General features: G+C 69.1%; 20 protein-coding genes, 1 tRNA gene and 2 pseudogenes. 15 read left to right on the top strand and 8 right to left on the bottom strand.

Annotation, left to right across the window (positions count from 1 at the left end):
- Positions 1-268 precede the first annotated feature (268 nt).
- The 6 genes and pseudogenes from H7965_RS22365 to H7965_RS22340 all read left to right on the top strand — a co-directional run.
- Positions 269-385 (top strand): annotated as a pseudogene (locus H7965_RS22365) (transposase); the annotation flags it as partial.
- A 31-nt stretch (positions 386-416) separates the two neighbouring features.
- Positions 417-731, top strand: coding sequence for a hypothetical protein (locus H7965_RS22360; RefSeq protein WP_186772805.1), 315 nt, complete (start codon positions 417-419; stop codon positions 729-731).
- Between the two features lie 227 nt (positions 732-958).
- Positions 959-1366 (top strand): IS66-like element accessory protein TnpA, encoded by a 408-nt coding sequence (gene tnpA, locus H7965_RS22355; protein WP_186772801.1) that lies wholly within the window; start codon positions 959-961, stop codon positions 1364-1366.
- Positions 1363-1719 carry an IS66 family insertion sequence element accessory protein TnpB gene (tnpB, locus tag H7965_RS22350; protein WP_186772800.1) on the top strand — a complete coding sequence of 119 codons (357 nt, stop codon included), beginning with the start codon at positions 1363-1365 and terminating at the stop codon, positions 1717-1719. Before tnpA ends, tnpB begins: the two co-directional genes overlap by 4 nt.
- A 13-nt stretch (positions 1720-1732) precedes the next feature.
- Positions 1733-3337 carry an IS66 family transposase gene (gene tnpC, locus H7965_RS22345; RefSeq protein WP_186772799.1) on the top strand — a complete coding sequence of 535 codons (1605 nt, stop codon included), beginning with the start codon at positions 1733-1735 and terminating at the stop codon, positions 3335-3337.
- A gap of 485 nt (positions 3338-3822) precedes the next feature.
- Positions 3823-4227, top strand: a pseudogene (locus H7965_RS22340) (IS5 family transposase); the annotation flags it as partial.
- A 298-nt stretch (positions 4228-4525) separates the two neighbouring features.
- Here H7965_RS22340 and H7965_RS22335 read toward each other — a convergent pair.
- Together H7965_RS22335 and H7965_RS22330 are read right to left on the bottom strand one after the other, a co-directional pair.
- Positions 4526-4601, bottom strand: a tRNA-Glu gene (locus H7965_RS22335).
- 87 nt (positions 4602-4688) lie between these two features.
- Complete coding sequence (locus tag H7965_RS22330; protein ID WP_229682739.1) at positions 4689-4967, bottom strand: DUF6476 family protein; 279 nt, start codon at positions 4965-4967, stop codon at positions 4689-4691.
- Between H7965_RS22330 and H7965_RS22325 the strand changes: the two genes are divergently transcribed.
- From H7965_RS22325 to H7965_RS22310, 4 genes are all read left to right on the top strand, one after another.
- The gene (locus H7965_RS22325; RefSeq protein ID WP_186772797.1) at positions 4942-5958 is read left to right on the top strand and encodes an RluA family pseudouridine synthase; all 1017 of its coding nucleotides are present in this window, start codon (positions 4942-4944) and stop codon (positions 5956-5958) included. The two genes, H7965_RS22330 and H7965_RS22325, sit on opposite strands and share 26 nt — an antisense overlap.
- Positions 5959-6190: 232 nt before the next feature.
- On the top strand, positions 6191-7072 hold the full coding sequence (gene rpoH, locus H7965_RS22320; protein WP_186772796.1) for an RNA polymerase sigma factor RpoH: 882 nt from the start codon (positions 6191-6193) through the stop codon (positions 7070-7072).
- Between the two features lie 150 nt (positions 7073-7222).
- Positions 7223-7741 carry a VOC family protein gene (locus tag H7965_RS22315; RefSeq protein ID WP_186772795.1) on the top strand — a complete coding sequence of 173 codons (519 nt, stop codon included), beginning with the start codon at positions 7223-7225 and terminating at the stop codon, positions 7739-7741.
- Between the two features lie 144 nt (positions 7742-7885).
- Positions 7886-9517, top strand: a complete 1632-nt coding sequence (locus H7965_RS22310) for a peptide chain release factor 3 (protein ID WP_186772794.1) — start codon at positions 7886-7888, stop codon at positions 9515-9517.
- A gap of 112 nt (positions 9518-9629) precedes the next feature.
- On the opposite strand, the gene H7965_RS22305 is transcribed toward H7965_RS22310, so the two are convergent.
- The gene (locus tag H7965_RS22305) at positions 9630-10049 is read right to left on the bottom strand and encodes a DoxX family protein (RefSeq protein ID WP_186772793.1); all 420 of its coding nucleotides are present in this window, start codon (positions 10047-10049) and stop codon (positions 9630-9632) included.
- Position 10050: 1 nt separating this feature from the next.
- On the bottom strand, positions 10051-10605 hold the full coding sequence (locus H7965_RS22300; RefSeq protein ID WP_186772792.1) for a fasciclin domain-containing protein: 555 nt from the start codon (positions 10603-10605) through the stop codon (positions 10051-10053).
- 235 nt (positions 10606-10840) lie between these two features.
- Here H7965_RS22300 and H7965_RS22295 point away from each other — a divergent pair, with 235 nt between their 5' ends.
- The 3 genes from H7965_RS22295 (at position 10841) to H7965_RS22285 (ending at position 15268) form a co-directional block, all read left to right on the top strand.
- Positions 10841-11899, top strand: coding sequence for an alpha/beta hydrolase family protein (locus H7965_RS22295; RefSeq protein WP_186772791.1), 1059 nt, complete (start codon positions 10841-10843; stop codon positions 11897-11899).
- Positions 11900-12477: 578 nt separating this feature from the next.
- Positions 12478-14520: an NAD(+) synthase gene (locus tag H7965_RS22290; RefSeq protein ID WP_186772802.1), complete on the top strand. Its 2043-nt coding sequence runs from the start codon at positions 12478-12480 to the stop codon at positions 14518-14520.
- Positions 14521-14659: 139 nt separating this feature from the next.
- Positions 14660-15268, top strand: coding sequence for a cysteine hydrolase family protein (locus H7965_RS22285; RefSeq protein WP_186772790.1), 609 nt, complete (start codon positions 14660-14662; stop codon positions 15266-15268).
- An 8-nt stretch (positions 15269-15276) separates the two neighbouring features.
- On the opposite strand, the gene gluQRS is transcribed toward H7965_RS22285, so the two are convergent.
- Positions 15277-16218: a tRNA glutamyl-Q(34) synthetase GluQRS gene (gluQRS, locus tag H7965_RS22280; protein WP_186772789.1), complete on the bottom strand. Its 942-nt coding sequence runs from the start codon at positions 16216-16218 to the stop codon at positions 15277-15279.
- Between the two features lie 43 nt (positions 16219-16261).
- Here gluQRS and H7965_RS22275 point away from each other — a divergent pair, with 43 nt between their 5' ends.
- Together H7965_RS22275 and H7965_RS22270 are read left to right on the top strand one after the other, a co-directional pair.
- Entirely contained in the window at positions 16262-16924 is a 663-nt protein-coding gene (locus H7965_RS22275) for an alpha/beta hydrolase (RefSeq protein ID WP_186772788.1), read from the top strand.
- A gap of 141 nt (positions 16925-17065) precedes the next feature.
- Positions 17066-17641 carry an HNH endonuclease gene (locus tag H7965_RS22270; RefSeq protein ID WP_186772787.1) on the top strand — a complete coding sequence of 192 codons (576 nt, stop codon included), beginning with the start codon at positions 17066-17068 and terminating at the stop codon, positions 17639-17641.
- 377 nt (positions 17642-18018) lie between these two features.
- On the opposite strand, the gene H7965_RS22265 is transcribed toward H7965_RS22270, so the two are convergent.
- From H7965_RS22265 to H7965_RS22255, 3 genes are all read right to left on the bottom strand, one after another.
- Positions 18019-18486, bottom strand: coding sequence for a YybH family protein (locus H7965_RS22265; RefSeq protein ID WP_186772786.1), 468 nt, complete (start codon positions 18484-18486; stop codon positions 18019-18021).
- A 144-nt stretch (positions 18487-18630) separates the two neighbouring features.
- Positions 18631-19185: a demethoxyubiquinone hydroxylase family protein gene (locus H7965_RS22260; RefSeq protein ID WP_186772785.1), complete on the bottom strand. Its 555-nt coding sequence runs from the start codon at positions 19183-19185 to the stop codon at positions 18631-18633.
- Entirely contained in the window at positions 19182-19649 is a 468-nt protein-coding gene (locus H7965_RS22255) for a disulfide bond formation protein B (protein ID WP_229682738.1), read from the bottom strand. Before H7965_RS22255 ends, H7965_RS22260 begins: the two co-directional genes overlap by 4 nt.
- Positions 19650-19755: the final 106 nt, after the last annotated feature.

The following is a 19755-nucleotide window of genomic DNA, read 5'->3' as shown; positions in this document are numbered from 1 at the left end:
ACGGAGTTTGAGGCACGCGCAGCGCGTCTGCCAGTCAAGCTCACGGTTCCCCTGATTATCTTCATATTGCCTTGCATAATTTTGGTGATGGCTGGACCGGCTGTCGTCAAGGTCATGAAGGATCTGTGACAGCAGGCCACATGGGAGGTGACCCGCACCCTTGAACTGGATCTGGGAAAGGTCAGAGAGATTGGTCTTGACCCTCGAAACTGCTCCATTTGGGCCGCAGGTTTTTCGGGCACTGTGAACCCCGGGGAGGGGTGGTGCCATGAAGCAGAAGCGATACACCGACAAACAGATCGCCTTCGCCCTAAGGCAGGCGGAGAGTGGCACGGCGGTGGCCGAGATCTGCCGCAAGCTCGGCGTGTCGGAGCCGACATTCTACCATCAAGCGGTTCGGGCAGGCGCGCAAAGTCGTGGACATGCTGAACCTCGTCTACGAGGGCAGCCGAGATCAGGTCATCTACGATCGCCTATCGTCCCGCATGAAGCACCGCTTCGACATCTTCGGCCAGCTCCCGGACACGCTCGAAGACGAGTGGATCGGGGACGAGGCGCGGCTCGAGGAGGAACTGCGCAAGTACGCCGACCGCAAGCGGCAAGCTAACGCCTTCGACATCCGCTGGGTAGCACCGCCACGGGTGCAACACTGCAGATGGACCAGAAGGCATGGCAGCAGGGTTGGGAAACCTGCACCAGAGTGCTGGCGCGCCAGGACATCCTCAAGGTGATGCAGGAGGGGTGGTGAGCCTGGGACGGACACTCACTCGCCCGCCGGCGCGAGGACCGGACCAGCGGCAGGTTGCGCGTGCAGCAAGATCTTCGGCAGCCCAGTTCAGCTAGGCCATGAACACCGCGTAGAGCGCCTACGGCGTAAGCGCGGCGACGAGGCCCGTCTTCCCGCCCGGGCGGTGAATGTGCTGGGTCGGCCTGGAGCATGGAGCTTCGGGCCGACATTATGGTCGACATTAGCGATGACGCGAAGGATGGCGGCTATCGGCGGGTAGAGGTCCTGACCAGGCCTGGACGCCGGCGGAAGTGGTCGGACGACGACAAGGCGCGGATCGTGGCGGAGACGCTGGAGCCGGGCGCTGTCGTGGCCGAGGTGGCGCGGCGCTGGCAGGTCTGTTCGCAGCAGGTGTTCACTTGGCGGCGGGAGATGCGTGCCGGCGCCGCCGTGCGGCAGAGCTTCATACCGATCGTGGCGGAGGCGCCGGTGCCGACACCCGAGCCGATAGCTGCGGCGGCCCGCGCGGCACCCGCAATCGAGGTGAGGCTTGCCGACGCGGTGCTGCGTGTGGCGCCCGGGACCGACACGGAGCTGCTGACGACGGTGCTGCGGGCGATCCGGGCGTCGGCGGCATGATCGCGCCACCGGCCGGCGCGCGGATCCTGCTGGCGACGAAGCCGGTCGACTTCCGCAAGGGCGCGCACAGCTTGGCTGCGCTGGCAGCCGATGTGCTGGGCGCCAATCCCTTCTCGGGCGCGGTCCTGGTGTTCCGCTCGCGCCGCGCCGATCGGATCAAGATCCTGATCTGGGACGGCAGCGGCCTGGTCCTTGTTTGGAAGCAGTTGGAGGGCGGCGCGTTCCGCTGGCCGGCGGTGGTGGACGGCATGGTGCGTCTGACGCCGGTGGAGTTCGCCGCGCTGTTCGACGGGATTGATTGGCGTCGAGTTCAGGCGGTGCGAGAGATTCCCACGCCTAGCGCACCTGCGTAGAATCCGCGGCACGATGCGCGCCGCGGGAGACGACACGCCGATACTGCCGGAGGACGCCGCAGCGCTGCGGGCGCTGCTGCTCGAGACGCGGGCGTTGGTCGACACCCTGGTCGCCGAACGTGACGCGCTAGCGAGCCAGAATGAGCGCCTCCAGCACCTGCTGCTGAAGCTGAAGCGCCGGCAGTTTGGGCAGAAATCCGAGCGGCTGCCCGAGGAGCAACTGCTGTTCGCGTTCGAAGAGATCGAGGCGACGCTGGCCGGGAACGCGGCTGAGGCGGGTAAGGCGTCTGCCACCCTGCGGGAGGGTCAGGCGAAGCGGCGCCGGGCCGGCCGGGGCCGGTTGCCGACGCACCTGTCGCGGGTAGAGGTGCTGCTGGCGCCCGAGGCGGCGGCCTGCCCCTGCTGCGCGGGCCCGCTGGTCGAGATCGGCGCCGATACCGCGGAGCGGCTCGACGTGATCCCTGCCCAGTTCCGTGTTGTCGTCATGAAGCGGCCGAAGCTGGCCTGCCGCGCCTGCTCCGGCGTGGTCCTGCAGGCGCCCGCGCCGGCCCGCCTGATCGAGGGCGGGGTGCCGACCGAGGCGACGGTCGCGCACGTGCTCGTCTCCCGATATGCCGACCACCTGCCACTGTATCGGCAGTCGCAGATCCTGGCGCGCCAAGGCATCGAGATCGGCCGCGAAGTGCTGGCCGATTGGGCTGGCACGGGTGCGACGGAGATCGTCCCCGTGGTCCGGCGCATGCGGGAGATCCTGCTCGCCTCGCCACGGCTGTTCGCCGACGAGACCACCATGCCGGTGCTGGATCCCGGCCGCGGCAAGACGAAGAAGGGCTACGCCTGGGCGATGGCGCGCGACGACCGCCCCTGGGGCGGGGCCGACCCGCCGGCGGTGGTGTTCCAATACGCGCCGGGCCGCAGCGCCGAGCACGCCAAGGCGCTGCTGGGCGGCTACCGCGGGGTCCTGCAGTGCGATGGCTATGGTGCCTGCAAGACGCTCGCCGCGGCGAGCGAGCGCATCACCCTGGCATTCTGCTGGTCGCATGTCCGTCGGCAGTTCATTGAGCTCGCCAGGGGCAAGACCGCGCCCATCGCCGCCGAGACGCTGCAGAGGATCGCCGCCCTCTACGCGATCGAGGCGGAGGTACGCGGCAAACCGCCCGACATCCGCTGCGCCGCCCGCCAGGAGAAGAGCCGACCTCTCGTCGAGGATCTGTTCGCCTGGCTGACGGCGCAGCTGGCGCGGCTGCCGAGCAGCAGTCCCACTGCGGAGGCCATCCGCTACGCCCTGAACCACCGCGAGGGCCTGGTGCAGTTCCTCGAGGACGGCATGATCGAGCTCGATACCAACACGGTGGAGCGCGCCATCCGTCCGATCTGCCTCAGCCGCAAGAATGCGCTGTTCGCCTCCGGCGACGATGGCGGGGCCCGCTGGGCGGCCGTGGCCTCTCTGGTGGAAACGTGCAAGCTCAACGGCGTCGACCCGCAGCGCTACTTCACCGAGGTGCTGACCCGCCTCGTCAACGGCTGGCCCAACAGCCGCATCAACGAACTCATGCCGTGGCACTGGGCGCCCGACGAAAGCCGCCGCGCGTCAAGCGAAGGCCGCAAGGGCCCGTAGGCCTCGCTTACCCTACGGCGACCGCGCGATTTGGTTGATGCTGCGGCGCGCCCACGATGGGACGGGACCGGGAACCTCAGTTCAGCTCCTCATCCTGGGCCCGATGTTTCCTTCTTCGCCTGTAGCTTGCTTTAGAGTCGCAACACCGTCACAGCCCGGGTTTTCTGCGGCTCCCCGTAGAAGATGAGCCGTCACCTGCGACCTTTATGTGCAGGATCTTACTCGCTCAAACTCGCAGAAACCAAAAGCTGCGACGTTGTGACGGGCAGTAGCCCAATGGAGGCAATAAGGGCAAATAGCGGTGGCGATGAGCCATCGAAGGCGAGCCTATAGCCCATCGGTCTGGAAGACCCTACTGGCAGCGTCGGAAGCGGTCGGTGCCTATTTGACCTTCATGGCGCCGACTTAGATCCCTTCCGGAAAGAGACTGAGTCTTTGGAAGCGGTTGTGATTTCCCGGGCGGCGACCGTGCTGGGGGATGGCGCATGTGGAAGCCGGAACATCGTCGCGCCGCGATGCGGCGCGGCTTGCGCCACGAGAGCGACCTGACGGATGCGGAATGGGCACTGGTGGCACCGCTGATCCGGCCGGCGAAGCGCGGCGGTCGGCCACGGACGGTGGATGTGCGCGAGGCGCTCAACGCCATCCTCTACGTGCTCTGGACCGGCTGCCAATGGAAGGCGCTGCCGAAGGACCTGCCGCCGCGGAGCACGGTGTGGGACTACCTGGACCGCTGGGAGTGGGACGGCACGCTGACGCGCATCCATCATGCGCTCTACCTCGAGGTGCGGCAGAAGGCAGGGCGGGAGGCCAGTCCGACGCCGGGCATCATCGACAGCCAGAGTACCAAGGGGGCGCAAATCCGGAAGGTGCAGGCAGCCGAAGGAGGCCGCTGCCATCAGGCTAACTGGCGCCATCCTCCTCGAGCAGTCCCATGAATGGGTGACCCAGCGCTCGCGCTAAATGACATTGGAAACCATCGGCCCTCTTAGCGAAACTGCCGCCGTCAGCCTGCCAGCCGTGGCCGCCTGACCGGGCGGCCTAGCCCGCAACGGAACACCGTTCCTACACCACGCGGTGGGGCACTACGTCTGCCCACGCCCGAATACTCAGCAAGGAAGCTTTTAAGCATATGGGAGATGGGATTGGAGAAGCTACGCGAAGTGGCTTCCAACGCCTTGATTACATTGGCGTCCCCTAGGGGATTCGAACCCCTGTTACCGCCGTGAGAGGGCGGTGTCCTAGGCCTCTAGACGAAGGGGACCCGGTGGCGAGGCGCGCCTTCTAGCCGCCCCCGCCGTACGGATCAAGCACCCTGCCCGCCTTTTCCGGAGTTCGCGGCTTGCGGATATCATCGCCCGGCCCGGATCTCACCCAGTACCCGCCCGTGCTTTGGCTCCACCACCACCACCCGGTCGCCATCCGGCCGCTGCACCCAGACGGCGATGCCGCTCTCCGCCGCCGCCACACCCGCGATACGCGCATCCTCCGGCTGCCCCAGCGCAGCCTCCCAGCGCGTGCCACCGCCCGTACCGCCGCCGCCGCGCTGGACGAGCAGCACGACCAACGTCAGGGTGCCGACCACGATCAGCACCCCCATTCCAATGACCAGGCCCTTGAGCGCACGCACCGACTCCACCCTCCCTTCCGCCGTCGAGACCATCACCGTCACCGCCGGCCCGGAGGCCGCGGGCAGCCGGGCCGACCGTTTCCTCGCGGAGGCGATAGGCTCGCTCTCGCGCTCGCGCGTCAAGGCGCTGATCATCGCCGGCGCCGCCAGCCGCGATGGCCGGCCGCTGAGCGACGCGGCGGAAGCGGTCCGTGCCGGCAGCGCCTACAGCCTCGCCATCCCGGCTGCCACGCCGGCGCTGCCGCAGCCACAGGATATCCCACTGACCATCCTGTTCGAAGATCGCGACCTGATCGTCCTCGACAAGCCCGCCGGTCTCGTCGTCCATCCCGCCCCGGGCAATCTCGACGGTACGCTGGTGAACGCGCTGCTGGCGCATGCTGGCGAGGATCTGCCGGGCATCGGTGGGGAGAAGCGCCCGGGCATCGTCCATCGGCTGGACAAGGATACCTCCGGCGTCATGGTGGTGGCGAAGACCGAGCAGGCGCACCGGGCGCTGTCCGACGCCTTCGCCACCCGCGACCTGGAGCGTGACTACCTGGCCCTCGCCTGGGGCCTGCCGCTGCCGTCGGCGGGCGAGATCGAGGGCGCGATCGGCCGCCATCCGGCCGACCGCAAGCGCATGGCGGTGGTGACCCGCAACGGCAAGCCGGCGCTGACCCGCTACGCTACCGAACGCGCCTGGGGTGCCGCCTGCGCCCTGCTGCGCTGCCGCCTGGCAACCGGCCGCACCCACCAGATCCGTGTGCATCTGGCGGAGGCCGGACACCCTTTGATAGGGGACCCGGTCTACCTTCGTCGTACCCCCGCCGCCGCCCGGCTGCTGCCCGCGGTGGTCCGGAACGTGTTGCTTGCCTTTCCCCGCCAGGCGCTGCACGCCGCGACGCTCGGCTTCCGCCACCCGGTCACCAGCCAGCCGCTCAGCTTCAGCAGTCCGTTGCCGGCGGATTTCGTTGCGCTGATCAAGTTGCTGGAGAGTAACGGCGAGTAACCAACCCTGATACTCGGTTTTTCTGGACAGCCAGCACCGGAATTGGTACAAGAGGTCGTGGCAGCGTCTCCAGGTGCCGCTGAGGCTCGCGCCCGCCGTTTGCTCGCCCTGTCGTGACCGGGGCATGCGGGTTCGGGTGGGCTTGAGGGACGTTCGAACTGCCAGGATCGCTCGCCGGTTTGGGCCCCGCCGTCACGGGGAGGCTTGCCGGTGCAGGAGGCAGATGTTCCAAATGGCTTCCAGCTCCATTATCCCCATTGCCCCTGAGGGCAATCTTTCGCGCTATCTCCAGGAGATTCGGAAATTCCCGATGCTCTCCCCGGAGGAAGAACTCCAGCTCGCCAAGCGCTGGAAGGAACAAAGCGACGAACGCGCGGCCCACAAGCTGGTGACCTCGCATCTTCGGCTCGTCGCCAAGATTGCGATGGGTTATCGCGGCTATGGCCTGCCCGTCGGCGAACTGATCTCCGAAGGCAACGTCGGCATGATGCAGGCGGTAAAGCGCTTCGATCCGGATCGTGGGTTCCGCTTGGCGACGTATGCCATGTGGTGGATCCGCGCCGCCATTCAAGAATACATTCTGCACAGCTGGTCGCTCGTGAAGATGGGCACCACCGCGTCGCAGAAGAAGCTGTTCTTCAACTTGCGACGGCTGAAGGCGCAGATGTCTGCACTCGAGGACGGCGACCTGAAGTCGGAACAGGTTGAGAAGATCGCCCGGGTCCTTCAGGTGCCGGAGCAGGATGTGGTCTCGATGAACCGCCGCCTCGCCAGCCCGGATCATTCGCTGAACGCGCCGGTGCGCGCCGACAGCGAAGGCGAGTGGCAGGATTGGCTGGTCGATGAGCAGGAGACCCAGGAATCCGAACTCGCTGACCGCGAGGATTTGTCCAACCGCCGCATGCTGCTCGGCGAGGCGCTGAAGACGCTGAACGAGCGGGAGCGGCACATCCTGATCGAGCGCCGGCTGAAGGATGAGCCGACCACGCTGGAGGAGCTCAGCCAGCAGTACAATATCAGCCGTGAGCGCGTCCGCCAGATCGAGGTCCGTGCCTTCGAGAAGCTGCAGAAGAGCATGAAGACCCAGATCGTCGAGCGCAGGCTCGCGGTTTGAGGTAGGGCGCAGGCTCGTGGAATGAACACGCGGCGGCGGGGGACACCCCGCCGCCGCAGTCATTTCCACCATCCATCGGCAGCATCCCCGGTGGTGATTGGCGTCCCCGCCCGCCCGTCTCCAGCCTGACGGGCAAGACAGGAGAGCCCCATGCCAGACACGCTGCCGCAATCAGCCGCACCCCTCGCAGCCCCGATCCATCCGCAGGCCCGGATCGGCCATGTCCATCTGAAGGTCGCCGACATTGACCGCGCTCTGGCCTTCTGGCGCGACGTCATCGGCCTGGAGGTTCAGGCGCGCATGGGGGACCGGGCCGTCTTCCTTTCGGCCGGCGGCTATCACCACCACATTGCCCTCAACACCTGGGAGAGCGAGGGCGGCGCCCCGCCCCCGCCTGGCAGCACCGGCCTCTATCACGTCGCCCTGGTCTACCCGGACCGGGCCGCGCTCGGCACTGCCCTGCTGCGGGTGCTCAAGGCCGGGGTGCCGCTGGAAGGCGCCTCCGACCATGGCGTCTCGGAAGCGATCTACCTGCGTGACCCGGACGGCAATGGGGTGGAGCTCTACCGCGATCGGCCGCCCATCGAATGGCCGCGCGATGCCGCCGGCAAGCTGGCGATGACCAACCGCCGGTTCGACCTGCAGGCGCTGCTGGCCGAGGCGGGCTGAATCTCCTACCCTGAAAGTGTCTGATTTCAGGGGATTTCCTGCCCGTCGGCCAGCGCCGAAGCGGCTCCCGCCGCGTTCGCTTCTGGTCTTTCGGCCCTGCCGCGCCTAGATCGGGGGCGAACCCCCTCAGAAAGAGATCCTAGTTTGGACGCCCTCACCCCTGCCGTCGCCGACGGCGCGCGCGAGCAGGTCGCCGCCGAGGCGGCCCGGCGGCGCACCTTCGCCATCATCGCCCACCCTGATGCCGGCAAGACCACCCTGACCGAGAAGCTGCTGCTGCGCGGCGGCGCCATCCAGCTCGCCGGCGCGGTGCGCGCCAAGGGCAATGCCCGCCGCACCCGTTCCGACTGGATGAAGATCGAACAGGACCGCGGCATCTCGGTCGCCACCTCGGTCATGACCTTCGAACGGGATGGGCTGGTGTTCAACCTGCTCGACACCCCAGGCCACGAGGATTTCTCCGAAGACACCTACCGCACCCTGACCGCGGTGGATGCCGCGGTGATGGTGCTCGACGCGGCGAAAGGCATCGAGAGCCAAACCAGGAAGTTGTTCGAGGTCTGCCGGCTGCGCGACATCCCGATCATCACCTTCGTCAACAAGATGGACCGCGAGGCGCGTGACCCCTTCGAGCTGATCGACGAAATCGAGACGACCCTCGCGCTCGACGCCGCACCGGTCGCTTGGCCGGTCGGCCGGGCCAGCGAATTCGCCGGCACCTGGGACCTGCTGGAGAAGCATTTCCTGCCGGTCGATGCGGATGACAGCGGGGCGATCCAGCTGGCCGGGCTGGACGACCCGAAGCTGGATGCCCTGGTCGGCGCCGCCCGCGCCGCGGCGCTGCGCGAGGAGGCCGCGCTGGCCGAGGCGGCCTGCCCCGAATTCGACCTGGAGGCCTTCCGCCAGGGCACGCTGACCCCGGTGTTCTTCGGCAGCGCACTGCGCGATTTCGGCATCGGCCACCTGCTGGACGGCCTCGCCCGCTACGCCCCGCCGCCGGGCGCCCGGGCCGGCGACCCGCGCGAGGTGCTGCCGGCGGAGGAGAAGCTCACCGGCTTCGTTTTCAAGATCCAGGCCAACATGGATCCCAACCACCGCGACCGCGTCGCCTTCGTCCGGCTCTGCTCCGGTCGGCTGGTCAAGGGCATGCGGCTGAAGCAGGTGCGCACCGGCAAGCAGGTGCCGGTGAATGCGCCCCTGTTCTTCTTCGCCAAGGACCGCCAGGTGGCCGAGGAGGCCTGGCCGGGCGATGTCGTCGGCGTCGCCAACCACGGCACCTTGCGCATCGGCGATACCCTGACCGAGGGCGAGCAGCTCAACTTCCGCGGCGTGCCGAGCTTCGCGCCGGAAATCCTCCGCCATGTGCGGCTGGAGGATCCGATGCTGGCGAAGAAGCTGAAGACCGCGCTCGACCAACTCGCCGAGGAAGGCGTGGTGCAGCTGTTCCGGCCACTGGACGGCTCATTGCCGGTGGTCGGCGTGGTCGGTCAGCTGCAGCTCGATGTGCTGCAGTCACGGCTGAAGGTGGAATACGGCGTGCCTGCCGGCTTCCAGGACACCATCTGGTCGATGATGCGCTGGGTGACGAGCGACGACCGCACCGCGCTCGACCGCTTCGCCCAGACCAACCGGCGCGATGCCGGAGAGGACCATGACGGCGCCCTGGTTGCCTTCTTCGGTTCCGATTGGCGGCGCAAGCGGGCCGAGGAGGAATGGCCGATGCTGCGTTTCCACGCCGTCAGGGAACAGCATGGGCTGGAGCAAATGAAGCGTTAGAGTGGCCGCTGAGGCGCTGAACTCGCCCTGTAGACAACAGGCTACGGCGGATTGGCGTGCAGGCGGCAGCGCAATCCTGCCATAGCTGCTGCTGACAAGCCACCGCAGCGCGTCAGGCCGAGTGTGTACGGTCAGCGTGCTCGAACCTGGAGCCGAGGAGATTGTCCAGCGCCCAGGCTCCTGGGCCCGCTGCCATCAGATAGAGGAAGACGAAGCAGAACAGGATGGCGGCATCGCCACCGTTCAGCGCCGGGAAGAAGCTCCGGGGCGCATGCGCAATCCAATAGGCGAAGGCCATCTCGCCGGAGGCGAGGAAGGCCGCCTGCCGGGTGAACAGGCCGAGCAGCAGCAGCAGGCCAAGGACAAGCTCCAGCACCGCCGCGAACCACAGCAGCGAGAACATCGCCGGCCCCGCTCCGCCCATCGGCGTTGGGAAGCCGAACAGCTTCTGCGTGCCATGTTCCATGAACAGCAGCGCCGCGACGATGCGCAGCACGGCAAGCAGGCGGTCAGCGATGACAGGCCAGACCATGTCAGCGGACCAGCAGGTGGTCGATCTTGTGGATCACGCCACTGGTGCAGGGAATATCAGCCTCGGTGATGCGCGCATCGCCCGGCGTGGCGCCAACCGAGAAGCCACCGGGCCCGGCGCGCAGGACCACCGGCTCGTTGCCGCTACTCACCACCTCGATCGAGCCGCCGCTGCGGCTGCGGAGAACCTGGCCAAGGCGCAGCGATGCCGCCGGGTAGCGGCCATCGACGATATGCGCATTGACCACGCTCGGCGCCAGCACCGGATCCATCGAGGGGCCGCCGCGGGCCGAGCCTTCCTGTGGGAACAGCAGCGCCCCGAGATTCTCCGGCTGGCGAGCAATGCCCTGGTCGGTAGCCGCGAAGATGGTGAAGGGGCCGACACCACGAAGGTTGTCGAGGATGCCGGTACGGCTCAGCGCCTGGGTGGCGCGGCTGAGCTGCCGGTCGCGGGCGATGACGTCGGCACAGTTCTGGGGCTGCGCCCGGGCAACGCCGGGCAGACCTGCGGCGAGTGCCAGGACGGCCAGCGTGGCGATCGTTCGGAGGTGTCCCATGGCGCTGCTCCTTGGATCCAGGTGCGGCATGTTGGCCGCCGCCAGCAGGCCAACGCTACCGCGCCAACGCCGGCACGGGTGGCGCGCCACGCTCAATCCGGCGCGATTTCGGCGTTGCAAGGACGAGCCGCGGCGCGAACGGAACCGCTCCCGCGGCGCGGTGTTTGCTCCACTCATCCGGGCCGCAGAGGCCCCCGCCCCAGCGCCGGCCACGCCGGCCGGCAGGAGATCCCCAGTGACCATCGCCACCGACGCCATCCTGGCGCAGCTTTCCCTTGCCGCCTATTCCGACACCCTCGCCGGCCTGCCGCCGGGTTTCACGCCGCTCTCGGCACAGGAGCTGCCGATCACCCTCGGGGCCGGCGAGAGCTTTGCCGGCGGCGTCTACCGCAACCAGAACGCCGCGGCGGCGGTGACCGAGGCGGTGCTGGATGGCAAGACCTCGCTCGTCGTCGCCTTCCGCGGCAGCGACGATGGCCTCGACAGCCAGTCCGACCTCAACGGCATCAACCGCGACTTCCCGCTATTCGCCAATCTGGTGCAGGCGGTGGACGCGGCAGCGGCGTCGGGCAATTACCAGCAGGTGGTGGTTACCGGCCACAGCCTCGGCGGCGCCTTTGCCCAGCTCTACATGCAGGCGCACCCGGACCAGCCGGGCGGGCTGACCTATGACGCGGCGACCTTCGGTTCACCAGGCGCCATCCTGCCGCCGGGCGGAGATGCGCGGCCAACCAATTACGTCATCGCCGATGATCCGGCTGTCTACCTCGGGGCGCACCGGGCCGAGATCGGTGAGGTGCTGCGGGCCAATGACGAGCTCGCGGAACTCGCCGCCCAGCGCGCGGCCGAGGAGCTGCCGGGCCTGACCCAGGAACAGGCGCTGGCCTCGCTCGGCTCGCTGACGGTGAATTACGAGAACCGCGGCGACATCATCCTGTTGCCGACCAGGGACGGGCAGCTGGCGCCGGAGGCGGATGTCGCGGCACTGTCGCAGCTCGATCCCGCGCGGCATGAACCTGAGCTTTATGTGCAGGAGCTGGCCGATGCGGCGGCCGGTGGCGGGCATATCTTCATCCCGACGGCACCGCAGGGGAATGAGGGCCTGGCCTTCCTGCGGGATGTCTACAACAGCGACCCGCCCGCCAGCGGCGATGCCGGGCTGCGCGTGCTGGAGCAGGTGCTGGAGGGCTGGGCGCAGGACCTCGGCGGCGGTGCCGTGGCCGGGCTGAACGATGCCTTCACTTCAGTCCGCGATGAGTTTGCGGGGATAGGCAACGACCTTGGCCTGATCTGATCCTGCCGGGCCGGCTGAGGCGCAGCCCTGCTGGTCCGGTTGCCCTCCCGGGCCGGTGGCGGGGGCGGGCCGCCGCCGGCGGCGCCACGGCCTAGTGGACCTCCCAACAGCCGGAAGGTGGCAGGCGGCGAAGCCGGCCTTTCGGAGTTGGGTCCGCCTCGGTCAATGTCATGGCTCATGCCTCTGCCGGAACGGCGCGAGGCCGCCCCGCATCGGACAGAAGCCTGACCGGCCGCGACATCGCAAGATGAATGAACATGCATGAATAATCAGCGCCACCCAGGTGGCCGCCGGCGAATGGCGGCGTTTTGCCCGAACCCGCGGCCTGAAGGCGTCCCGCCTTGTCCGAACGCCCGCTTCGGCGAATCCTACGGGCACGACACGGATGCCGGCGTTCGGAGTCGTCAGGCGCCCGGACGCGCCCAGGGACGAGGTTCAGGCCGAAGGCCGATGATGAGAGAGGAAATCAGGCACATGCCTCGAACAGCAACCGGACCGCGATGCCGCCCCCTGCCGGCGACGGAACCGCCCGCCCGCCGCCGCCTTATCTCCGCAATGCCCTCGGCCCTGCCAGCGCGATGAATTTCCACTCGATCTACCAGCACGGCTTCGCCCGCGTCGCCGCCTGCACCACCCGTTGCACCCCGGCTGATCCTGCGGCGAATCTGGCACGCATCCTGAAGGTCGCGCGGGATTGCGATGCCCGCTCGGCGGCGCTCGCGGTATTCCCCGAGCTTGCCCTGTCCGGTTACGCGATCGACGATCTGCTGCTGCAGGACACGCTGCTGGATGCGGTGGAGCAGGCGGTGGCGGAGCTGGTCGCCGCCTCGGCCATGCTGCGGCCGCTGCTGCTGGTGGGCGCGCCGCTGCGCCACGCCGGCCGGGTCTACAACACCGCGGTCGCGGTGCAGGGCGGCCGGCTGCTGGGCGTGGTGCCCAAGGTCCATCTGCCGAATTACCGCGAATTCTACGAACGCCGGCACTTCGCCTCGGGCCTCGGCACGGAGGGCGGGGAGATCGCCATTGGCGCCCTGCGCGCCCCCTTCGGGCCTGATCTGCTGTTCGTCGCGGAGGATGTGGCGGGCCTCACCGTGCATGCCGAGATCTGCGAAGACCTCTGGGTGCCCGTCCCGCCGAGCGCCGAGGCGGCGCTGGCCGGGGCCACGATCCTCGCCAACCTCTCGGCCAGCAACATCACCATCGGCAAGGCGGAGACGCGACGGCTGCTCTGCCAGTCGCAATCCGCCCGCTGCCTCGCCGCCTATCTCTACGCCGCCGCCGGGGCGGGGGAATCCACCACCGACCTCGCCTGGGACGGTCAGGTCTCGATCTTCGAGAATGGCGCGACCCTGGCCGAGAGCGAGCGCTTCCCGTCCGGCGACCAGATGGTGGTCGCCGATGTGGACCTCGACCTGCTGCGCCAGGAACGCGCGCGCCAGGGCACCTTCGACGACAACCGGCGCCGCCAGCCGGGAGCGGAGCGATTCAGGCGCATCGGCTTCCGGCTCGACCCGCCGCAGACCGACATCGGCTTCGAACGCGCGGTCGAGCGTTTCCCCTTCGTCCCGAGCGACCCGTCCCGGCTCTCCCAGGATTGCTACGAGGCATACAACATCCAGGTCTCCGGCCTGGTGCAGCGCCAGGCGGCAACCGGTGGCGGCAAGCTGGTGATCGGCGTCTCCGGCGGCCTCGATTCCACCCAGGCGCTGATTGTGGCGGCGAAGGCCATGGACCTGATGGGCCGGCCGCGCACCGACATCATCGCCTATACCCTGCCCGGCTTCGGCACCAGCGAGGGCACCAGGACCAACGCCCACCGGCTGATGCAGGCGCTTGGTGTCACCGCGCGCGAACTGGATATCCGCCCGGCCGCGCGGCAGATGCTGGGCGATCTCGGCCATCCCTTCGCCCGGGGCGAGCCGGTCTATGACGTGACCTTCGAGAATGTGCAGGCCGGGCTGCGCACCGACTACCTGTTCCGTGCCGCCAACCACGAGGGCGGCATGGTGCTTGGCACCGGCGACCTCTCGGAGCTGGCGCTCGGCTGGTGCACCTACGGCGTCGGCGACCAGATGTCGCACTACAACGTCAATGGCGGCGTGCCGAAGACGCTGATCCAGCACCTGATCCGCTGGGTCGCGGCCACCGGCGAGTTCAGCGCCGAGGTGTCGGAGACGCTGGAAGCGATCCTCGCCACCGAGATCTCGCCCGAGCTGATCCCGGCCGGCGAGGATGCCGCGCCGCAAAGCACGGAGGCCAAGGTCGGCCCCTATGCGCTGCAGGATTTCACCCTGTTCTACACGCTGCGCCACGGCTTCCGCCCGTCGAAGATCGCCTTCCTCGCCCTGCAAGCCTGGGGCGATGCCGGGCGCGGCGACTGGCCGGCCGGCCTGCCGCCGGAGAAGCGCATCGCCTATGGGCTGCCGGAGATCCGCCGCTGGATGGAGGTGTTCCTCTGGCGGTTCTTCGGCTTTGCCCAATTCAAGCGGTCCGCCATGCCGAATGGCCCGAAGGTGTCGGCCGGCGGCTCTCTCTCGCCGCGCGGCGACTGGCGGGCGCCTTCCGACGGCAATGCCAATGCCTGGATCGCGGAGCTGCGTCGCGCGTTGCCGGAGGAGTAATGCCAGCGGCATGAATTTTCCCTTCGCGCCGAGCGCCCGAAGGGGCGCCGCGCCGCATGGCGCGTAGCCAAGGTTCGCGGAGCAAGCCGCCCGGCGATTGAAGAGTGGTTAATCGGCGGCGGGGACGAGAGGAGAAGGCATGGCCAGGAGTGGACTTCCGCACGGGCCATTGACGGCGAGTTGCCTGCATCTCTGCGTCGACATGCAGCGGATCTTCGCCGAGAAAACCGAGTGGCATACGCCCTGGATGGAGCGCGTGCTGCCGGTGGTGACCCGCCTCGCCGAGGCACGGCCGGGACAGACCCTCTTCACCCGATTCATCCCGGCCCTCCGCCCGGACCAGGCGGAAGGCGCCTGGCGCCGCTACTATGAGCGCTGGTCCTCGATGACGCTGGAGGCGCTGGCGCCGGGGATGGTGGATCTGGTGGCGCCGCTTGCGCGCCTGACGCCGCCCGCCGAGGTCTTCGACAAGGGGACCTATTCAGCCTGGCAGGACGGGACGCTCCATTCCCGGCTGCGGGCGCGCGGGATCGACACGCTGGTGGTGAGCGGGGCGGAGACCGATGTCTGCGTACTGGCAACCGTGCTCGGCGCGGTGGATCTGGGCTATCGCGTCGTCATCCCGACCGACGCCATCTGCAGCTCCTCCGATCGCACGCATGATGCGCTGATGACGCTCTACAGCGAGCGCTTCGGGCAGCAGGTGGAAACCGCGAAGGCCGAGGACATCCTGGGCGTCTGGCGATAGCCAGGGGCCTACAACGGAGTGCGTTCATGTCCGGACGCTGCGCCACTGTGGACCGGCCCGGGAAACCCGGCCAGGGCGCGCACCTCCTCCGGGCTGCGGCCGGCCTCGCGCAGGGCGCGCAGGGTGGGCGCCCCGTCGCGCTTGGCGAGGCGCCGGCCGCTGGCATCGGTAAGCAGCTTATGGTGGGCATAGGCCGGCTCCGGCCAGCCGAGCAGCGCCTGCAGCAGCCGGTGCAGATGCGTGGCCGGCTTCAGATCCGCGCCGCGGGTCACCAGGGTCACGCCCTGCGCCGCGTCGTCATGGGTGACGCAGAGGTGGTAGCTGCCGGGCACTTCCTTCCGCGCCAGCACCGCATCGCCGAACTGTCCCGGGTCGCAGCGCAGCCGGCCCTCGCCCAGCTCATGGAAGGACAGGTCCCGCGGCACCTCCTCCAGCGCCGCCGCCATGTCGAGGCGGAGCGCATAGGGCGTGCCGGCGGCGATCCGCGCCTGTCGCTCGGCCGTACTCAGCCGCCGGCAGGTGCCGGGGTAGAGCGGGCCGTCCGGCCCATGCGGGGCATGGCCGGCCGCCGCCACCTCCCGCTGGATCTCCGCCCGCGTGCAGAAGCAGGGGTAGAGCAGTCCGCGCGCCGCCAGAAGGTCGAGCGCTACGCGATACTCCGGCCAATGGGCCGATTGCACCCGCACCGGTCCATCCCAGTCGAGGCCGAGCCAGGCCAGGTCAGCCTCAATGGCGACGGCGTACTCGGGGCGGCAGCGGGTGGCGTCGATATCCTCCAGGCGCAGCAGGAAGCGCCCGCCGGCCTCGCGCGCCCGGCGCCAGGCGAAGATCGCGCCATGGGCATGGCCAAGGTGGAGCAGCCCGGTCGGGCTCGGCGCGAAGCGGGTCGTCGGCCCCGGCGCGGGTGGCGAACCCGAAGCGGGGCCGGCTGTTGGATCGGTTGCGGGCATCGCTCCACCCCGGTAGCGAGGGCCGACAGCAGGAGCAAGCCGCATGGCCGGACTGGATGGACCCCGCTTCGGCCCCCTGGCGGGCGGCGCGCCGCGGCAGCTGGTCGTGGTGCTGCACGGACTCGGCGCCGATGGTGCGGACCTGATCGGCCTTGCCCCGAACTGGGCCGCGGCGGTGCCGCATGCCGCCTTCGTCGCGCCCGATGCGCCGGCGCCCTGCGACATGGCGCCGTATGGCCGGCAATGGTTCAGCCTGCAGGACCGGAGCACGGCGCGGATCGAGGCCGAGGTGCGCGCGGTGGCGCCGGTGCTGGATGCCTTCCTGGATGCCGAGCTGGCACGACTCGGCCTGCCGGACTCGGCCATGGCCCTGGCGGGCTTCAGCCAGGGCTGCATGATGACCCTGTTCACCGGGCTGCGGCGCCGCGTCGCCCCGGCCGCGCTGCTCGGCTATTCCGGCGCGCTGCTGGGAGGCGAGCGGCTGGCCGAGGAGATTACCGTGCGCCCGCCGGTGCTGCTGGTGCATGGCGAGGCCGACGATATCGTTCCGGTAACGGCGGGCCGCATGGCCGAACAGGCGCTGCGGGCGGCCGGGGTGCCGGTGGAGGCGTTGTACCGCCCCGGCCTCGCGCATGGCATCGACGAGGTAGGGCTGGCGGCCGGCGCCGCGGCACTGGCGCGAGGCTTCGGTGTGACGGCCGGGTGAAACAATCCTGGCGCCTGTTGCGCCGCGGCATGGGGGCTGGCAAGAATGGCGTGAGGAATCGGCGGCGCCACAGTATTTGGGGCCTTTCCGCCGAGGCAGGCCCCAGCACTGGTCGGCCCCGCCCCTGACAGGGAGCGGCGCTTGCCTGACGGCAGTACGTTCATCGGTGGCCAGGGCTTTCCGGCGCTCGTCCTGAACGCGGATTTCCGACCCCTATCCTATTTCCCGCTCTCCATCTGGTGCTGGCAGGATGCGGTGAAGGCGGTGTTCCTCGATCGTGTCTCGGTTCTCAATGAGTACGAGACGGAGGTGCATTCGCCGACCCTGTCGATGCGGCTGCCGAGCGTCATCGCGCTGAAGGAATATATTCCCTCGGCCCGCCGCCCGGCCTTCACCCGCTTCAATGTCTTCCTGCGCGACCATTTCGAATGCCAGTACTGCGGCGAGGGGCGGCCGACCCACGACCTGACCTTCGACCATGTGATCCCGCGCAGCCGCGGCGGCCGTACCACCTGGGAAAACGTCTGCACCGCCTGCGGCCCCTGCAACCTGCGCAAGGGGAATCGCCTGCCGCGTGAGTGCCACATGCATCCGCGCCATGTGCCACGGCAGCCGACGAGCTGGGAGCTGCAGGAGAACGGACGGTCGTTCCCACCGAACTACTTGCATCAGAGCTGGCGCGACTACCTGTACTGGGATTCCGAGCTGGAGAGCTGAACCAGGGCCGGCGCCGGCCGCCCGCGCGGAGGCGCCGCGACCGGCCGCATCCCCTCTGGCAGGCTGTCCCGCACCAGACCACCCAGCCGCCGGATCGCGGCCACCCGCGGCAAGACCTTCCGCCCGGCCATGCCGATGCGGCGCGCCGGTACCCCGGGGCAAAATGCCGCAGCACGAGCCGGGCATCCACCGCCCGCACCGCCAGCAGCGGCCCCAGGCTGTGACCCCCGGGCCCCAGCCGCCGCCATTTCCCGCACGGTTTCCAGGCTGGCCGCCCGCAGCGCATCCTCCTCGCCATCCGCCCTGGGGTCGCCGGCGCCTGCTCGCGCAGGCAATGCCGGCGCGGCGGGTCATGACGAAGGTTTTGGCGGCACGGCTTACCGCGCCTTGACGGGGCGCCGGCCGTGGCTGTCCTGCGGCACGCCACGCTGCAGCGACATATGGCTGTGCACCCCGACCCAGCGCCCGTCGGGCTGCTTCGCCAGCACGATGGTCGCGCGCCCTGGTCGTGGAAAGGCGGTGCCGTCCGGGTGAAAGCCGGTGCTGGTCCAGGGCGTCACCGCCACCGCCATCACCCCATCCGGAGAGGCGAGCACCAGGGTGTTCGCCAGGTCGAAGGCGAAGTCAGCGGTACGCGGCCAGACATTGTCCCATTGCGTGTCGGTCCAGGCCCGGCGGCTGCGAACGAGTTCCTGATAGGTGCCGAAGATGACGATGCCATCGTGCCAGAAGGGATAGGCGCTGGCGTAATCGACCTCCCGCACGCAGGCGGCAAAGCGGGACAACCAGTCCTTCACCGCAGCCGTGGTGATCGCATCGGCCTCGGGCAACGGCAGGTTTTCCATCATCTGTCTCCTTCGATGCCGATCCGCCGCACAACGGACCGCTGGAGCGATTTCCATCCGACGTGACCCACGGAAACCGCCACGGCAATATGTCCCTGCATGCCGGCTGCCCCGTTCAGGCGGGGCCAACTCGGTGGGTCTGCTCTACACCCGCTCGCTCACCTTGATCGCCACCTTGCAGCCGGCCTTGATCGCCGCGCTGAGCAGCCGGTAGGCCGGCGCCTGCTCCGCCCCATGTTCCAGGCCTATGTCGCGATGCTCCAGCTCCTCGGCGCGGAACTTCCCGATGTGGTCCTTCAGCGCCGCCTCATCCTCGCCGAGCGCCGCCTCCTGCGCCTGGTAATGCTCGTCGATCGCCTCCTCCACCGCCACGGTGCAGGCCATGGCGCCGCGGTACCCGAGCAGCGCCGTCGCCGCGCCCAGCGCGAAGCCCGCCACATGCCACAAGGGCAGCAACGCGGTCGGCCGCACCCGGCGCTCGGCGATCAGCCGGGAGAAGGTGTCGAGATGCGCCTGCTCCTGCGCCTGCATATGCCGGACCAGCGGCTCCCATTTCGTGCCGCGCAGCACCGCGAGCTGCCCCTGGTAGATGCGCTTCGCGCCATACTCGCCGGCGTGATCGACACGGATGGCGCGCGCCACCTGCTGGCGCGGGGTGAGGTCGCCGGGCAACCGGCGAGTGGTATTGGTATCAGTCATGCGCGGACTCCTCTGCGCATCCAGATGAGCATGGCGGCCGAAAGGCCAAGCGCGTAGAGCAGGTTCATCGCCGCCATCGAGAGCGGCAGGCCGGGCACCAGGTAGGTCGGCGCGTCGCAAGGCTTGGAGGGGGCCGGCGCCAGCGCCCGCATCATCTCGTTGATGCTGGTGCCGCCGGCGGCCCGCGGCACCTGGCAGCCCGGCAGCGGCGAGGGCCACCAGCCCTGCTCCACCCCGACATGGAAGCCGGCGATGGCGCCCGAGGCCAGCACCGCCACCACCGCCAGCAGGCCCAGCGGCCGCCGCCAGCCCGGCAGCAGCGCCGCCAGCACCGCCAGCCCCGCCGCCACCCAATAGGGCCAGCGCTGCCAGAGGCAGAGCTCGCAGGGAGCGATCCCCCACAGCCCCTCGCTGGCGCGGGCGAAGAGCGGTGCCGCCGCGGCGAGCAATGCGAACAGGAACATGCGCGTCATCCGCCCTGTGTCGCGCGGCCGGCGGCGGGACGCAACCGGACCGGCCCGCAGCCCAGCCACTGGGCGTCTCCGCGCCGACGCTGCATCGTGGAGACGC

Source organism: Siccirubricoccus deserti, from assembly GCF_014283215.1.
Taxonomy (GTDB): domain Bacteria; phylum Pseudomonadota; class Alphaproteobacteria; order Acetobacterales; family Acetobacteraceae; genus Siccirubricoccus; species Siccirubricoccus deserti.
This window is presented reverse-complemented; position numbering and strand designations above follow the sequence as displayed.

Bases quoted from the DNA above. Each gene is read 5' to 3' on its own strand.
- tnpA (WP_186772801.1), top strand. From the start codon at position 959: ATGGTCGACATTAGCGATGACGCGAAGGATGGCGGCTATCGGCGGGTA.
- tnpB (WP_186772800.1), top strand. From the start codon at position 1,363: ATGATCGCGCCACCGGCCGGCGCGCGGATCCTGCTGGCGACGAAGCCG.
- tnpC (WP_186772799.1), top strand. From the start codon at position 1,733: ATGCGCGCCGCGGGAGACGACACGCCGATACTGCCGGAGGACGCCGCA.
- H7965_RS22325 (WP_186772797.1), top strand. From the start codon at position 4,942: ATGACCAGGCCCTTGAGCGCACGCACCGACTCCACCCTCCCTTCCGCC.
- rpoH (WP_186772796.1), top strand. From the start codon at position 6,191: ATGGCTTCCAGCTCCATTATCCCCATTGCCCCTGAGGGCAATCTTTCG.
- H7965_RS22315 (WP_186772795.1), top strand. From the start codon at position 7,223: ATGCCAGACACGCTGCCGCAATCAGCCGCACCCCTCGCAGCCCCGATC.
- H7965_RS22305 (WP_186772793.1), bottom strand. From the start codon at position 10,049: ATGGTCTGGCCTGTCATCGCTGACCGCCTGCTTGCCGTGCTGCGCATC.
- H7965_RS22300 (WP_186772792.1), bottom strand. From the start codon at position 10,605: ATGGGACACCTCCGAACGATCGCCACGCTGGCCGTCCTGGCACTCGCC.
- H7965_RS22290 (WP_186772802.1), top strand. From the start codon at position 12,478: ATGAATTTCCACTCGATCTACCAGCACGGCTTCGCCCGCGTCGCCGCC.
- H7965_RS22285 (WP_186772790.1), top strand. From the start codon at position 14,660: ATGGCCAGGAGTGGACTTCCGCACGGGCCATTGACGGCGAGTTGCCTG.
- gluQRS (WP_186772789.1), bottom strand. From the start codon at position 16,218: ATGCCCGCAACCGATCCAACAGCCGGCCCCGCTTCGGGTTCGCCACCC.
- H7965_RS22275 (WP_186772788.1), top strand. From the start codon at position 16,262: ATGGCCGGACTGGATGGACCCCGCTTCGGCCCCCTGGCGGGCGGCGCG.
- H7965_RS22265 (WP_186772786.1), bottom strand. From the start codon at position 18,486: ATGGAAAACCTGCCGTTGCCCGAGGCCGATGCGATCACCACGGCTGCG.
- H7965_RS22260 (WP_186772785.1), bottom strand. From the start codon at position 19,185: ATGACTGATACCAATACCACTCGCCGGTTGCCCGGCGACCTCACCCCG.
- H7965_RS22255 (WP_229682738.1), bottom strand. From the start codon at position 19,649: ATGTTCCTGTTCGCATTGCTCGCCGCGGCGGCACCGCTCTTCGCCCGC.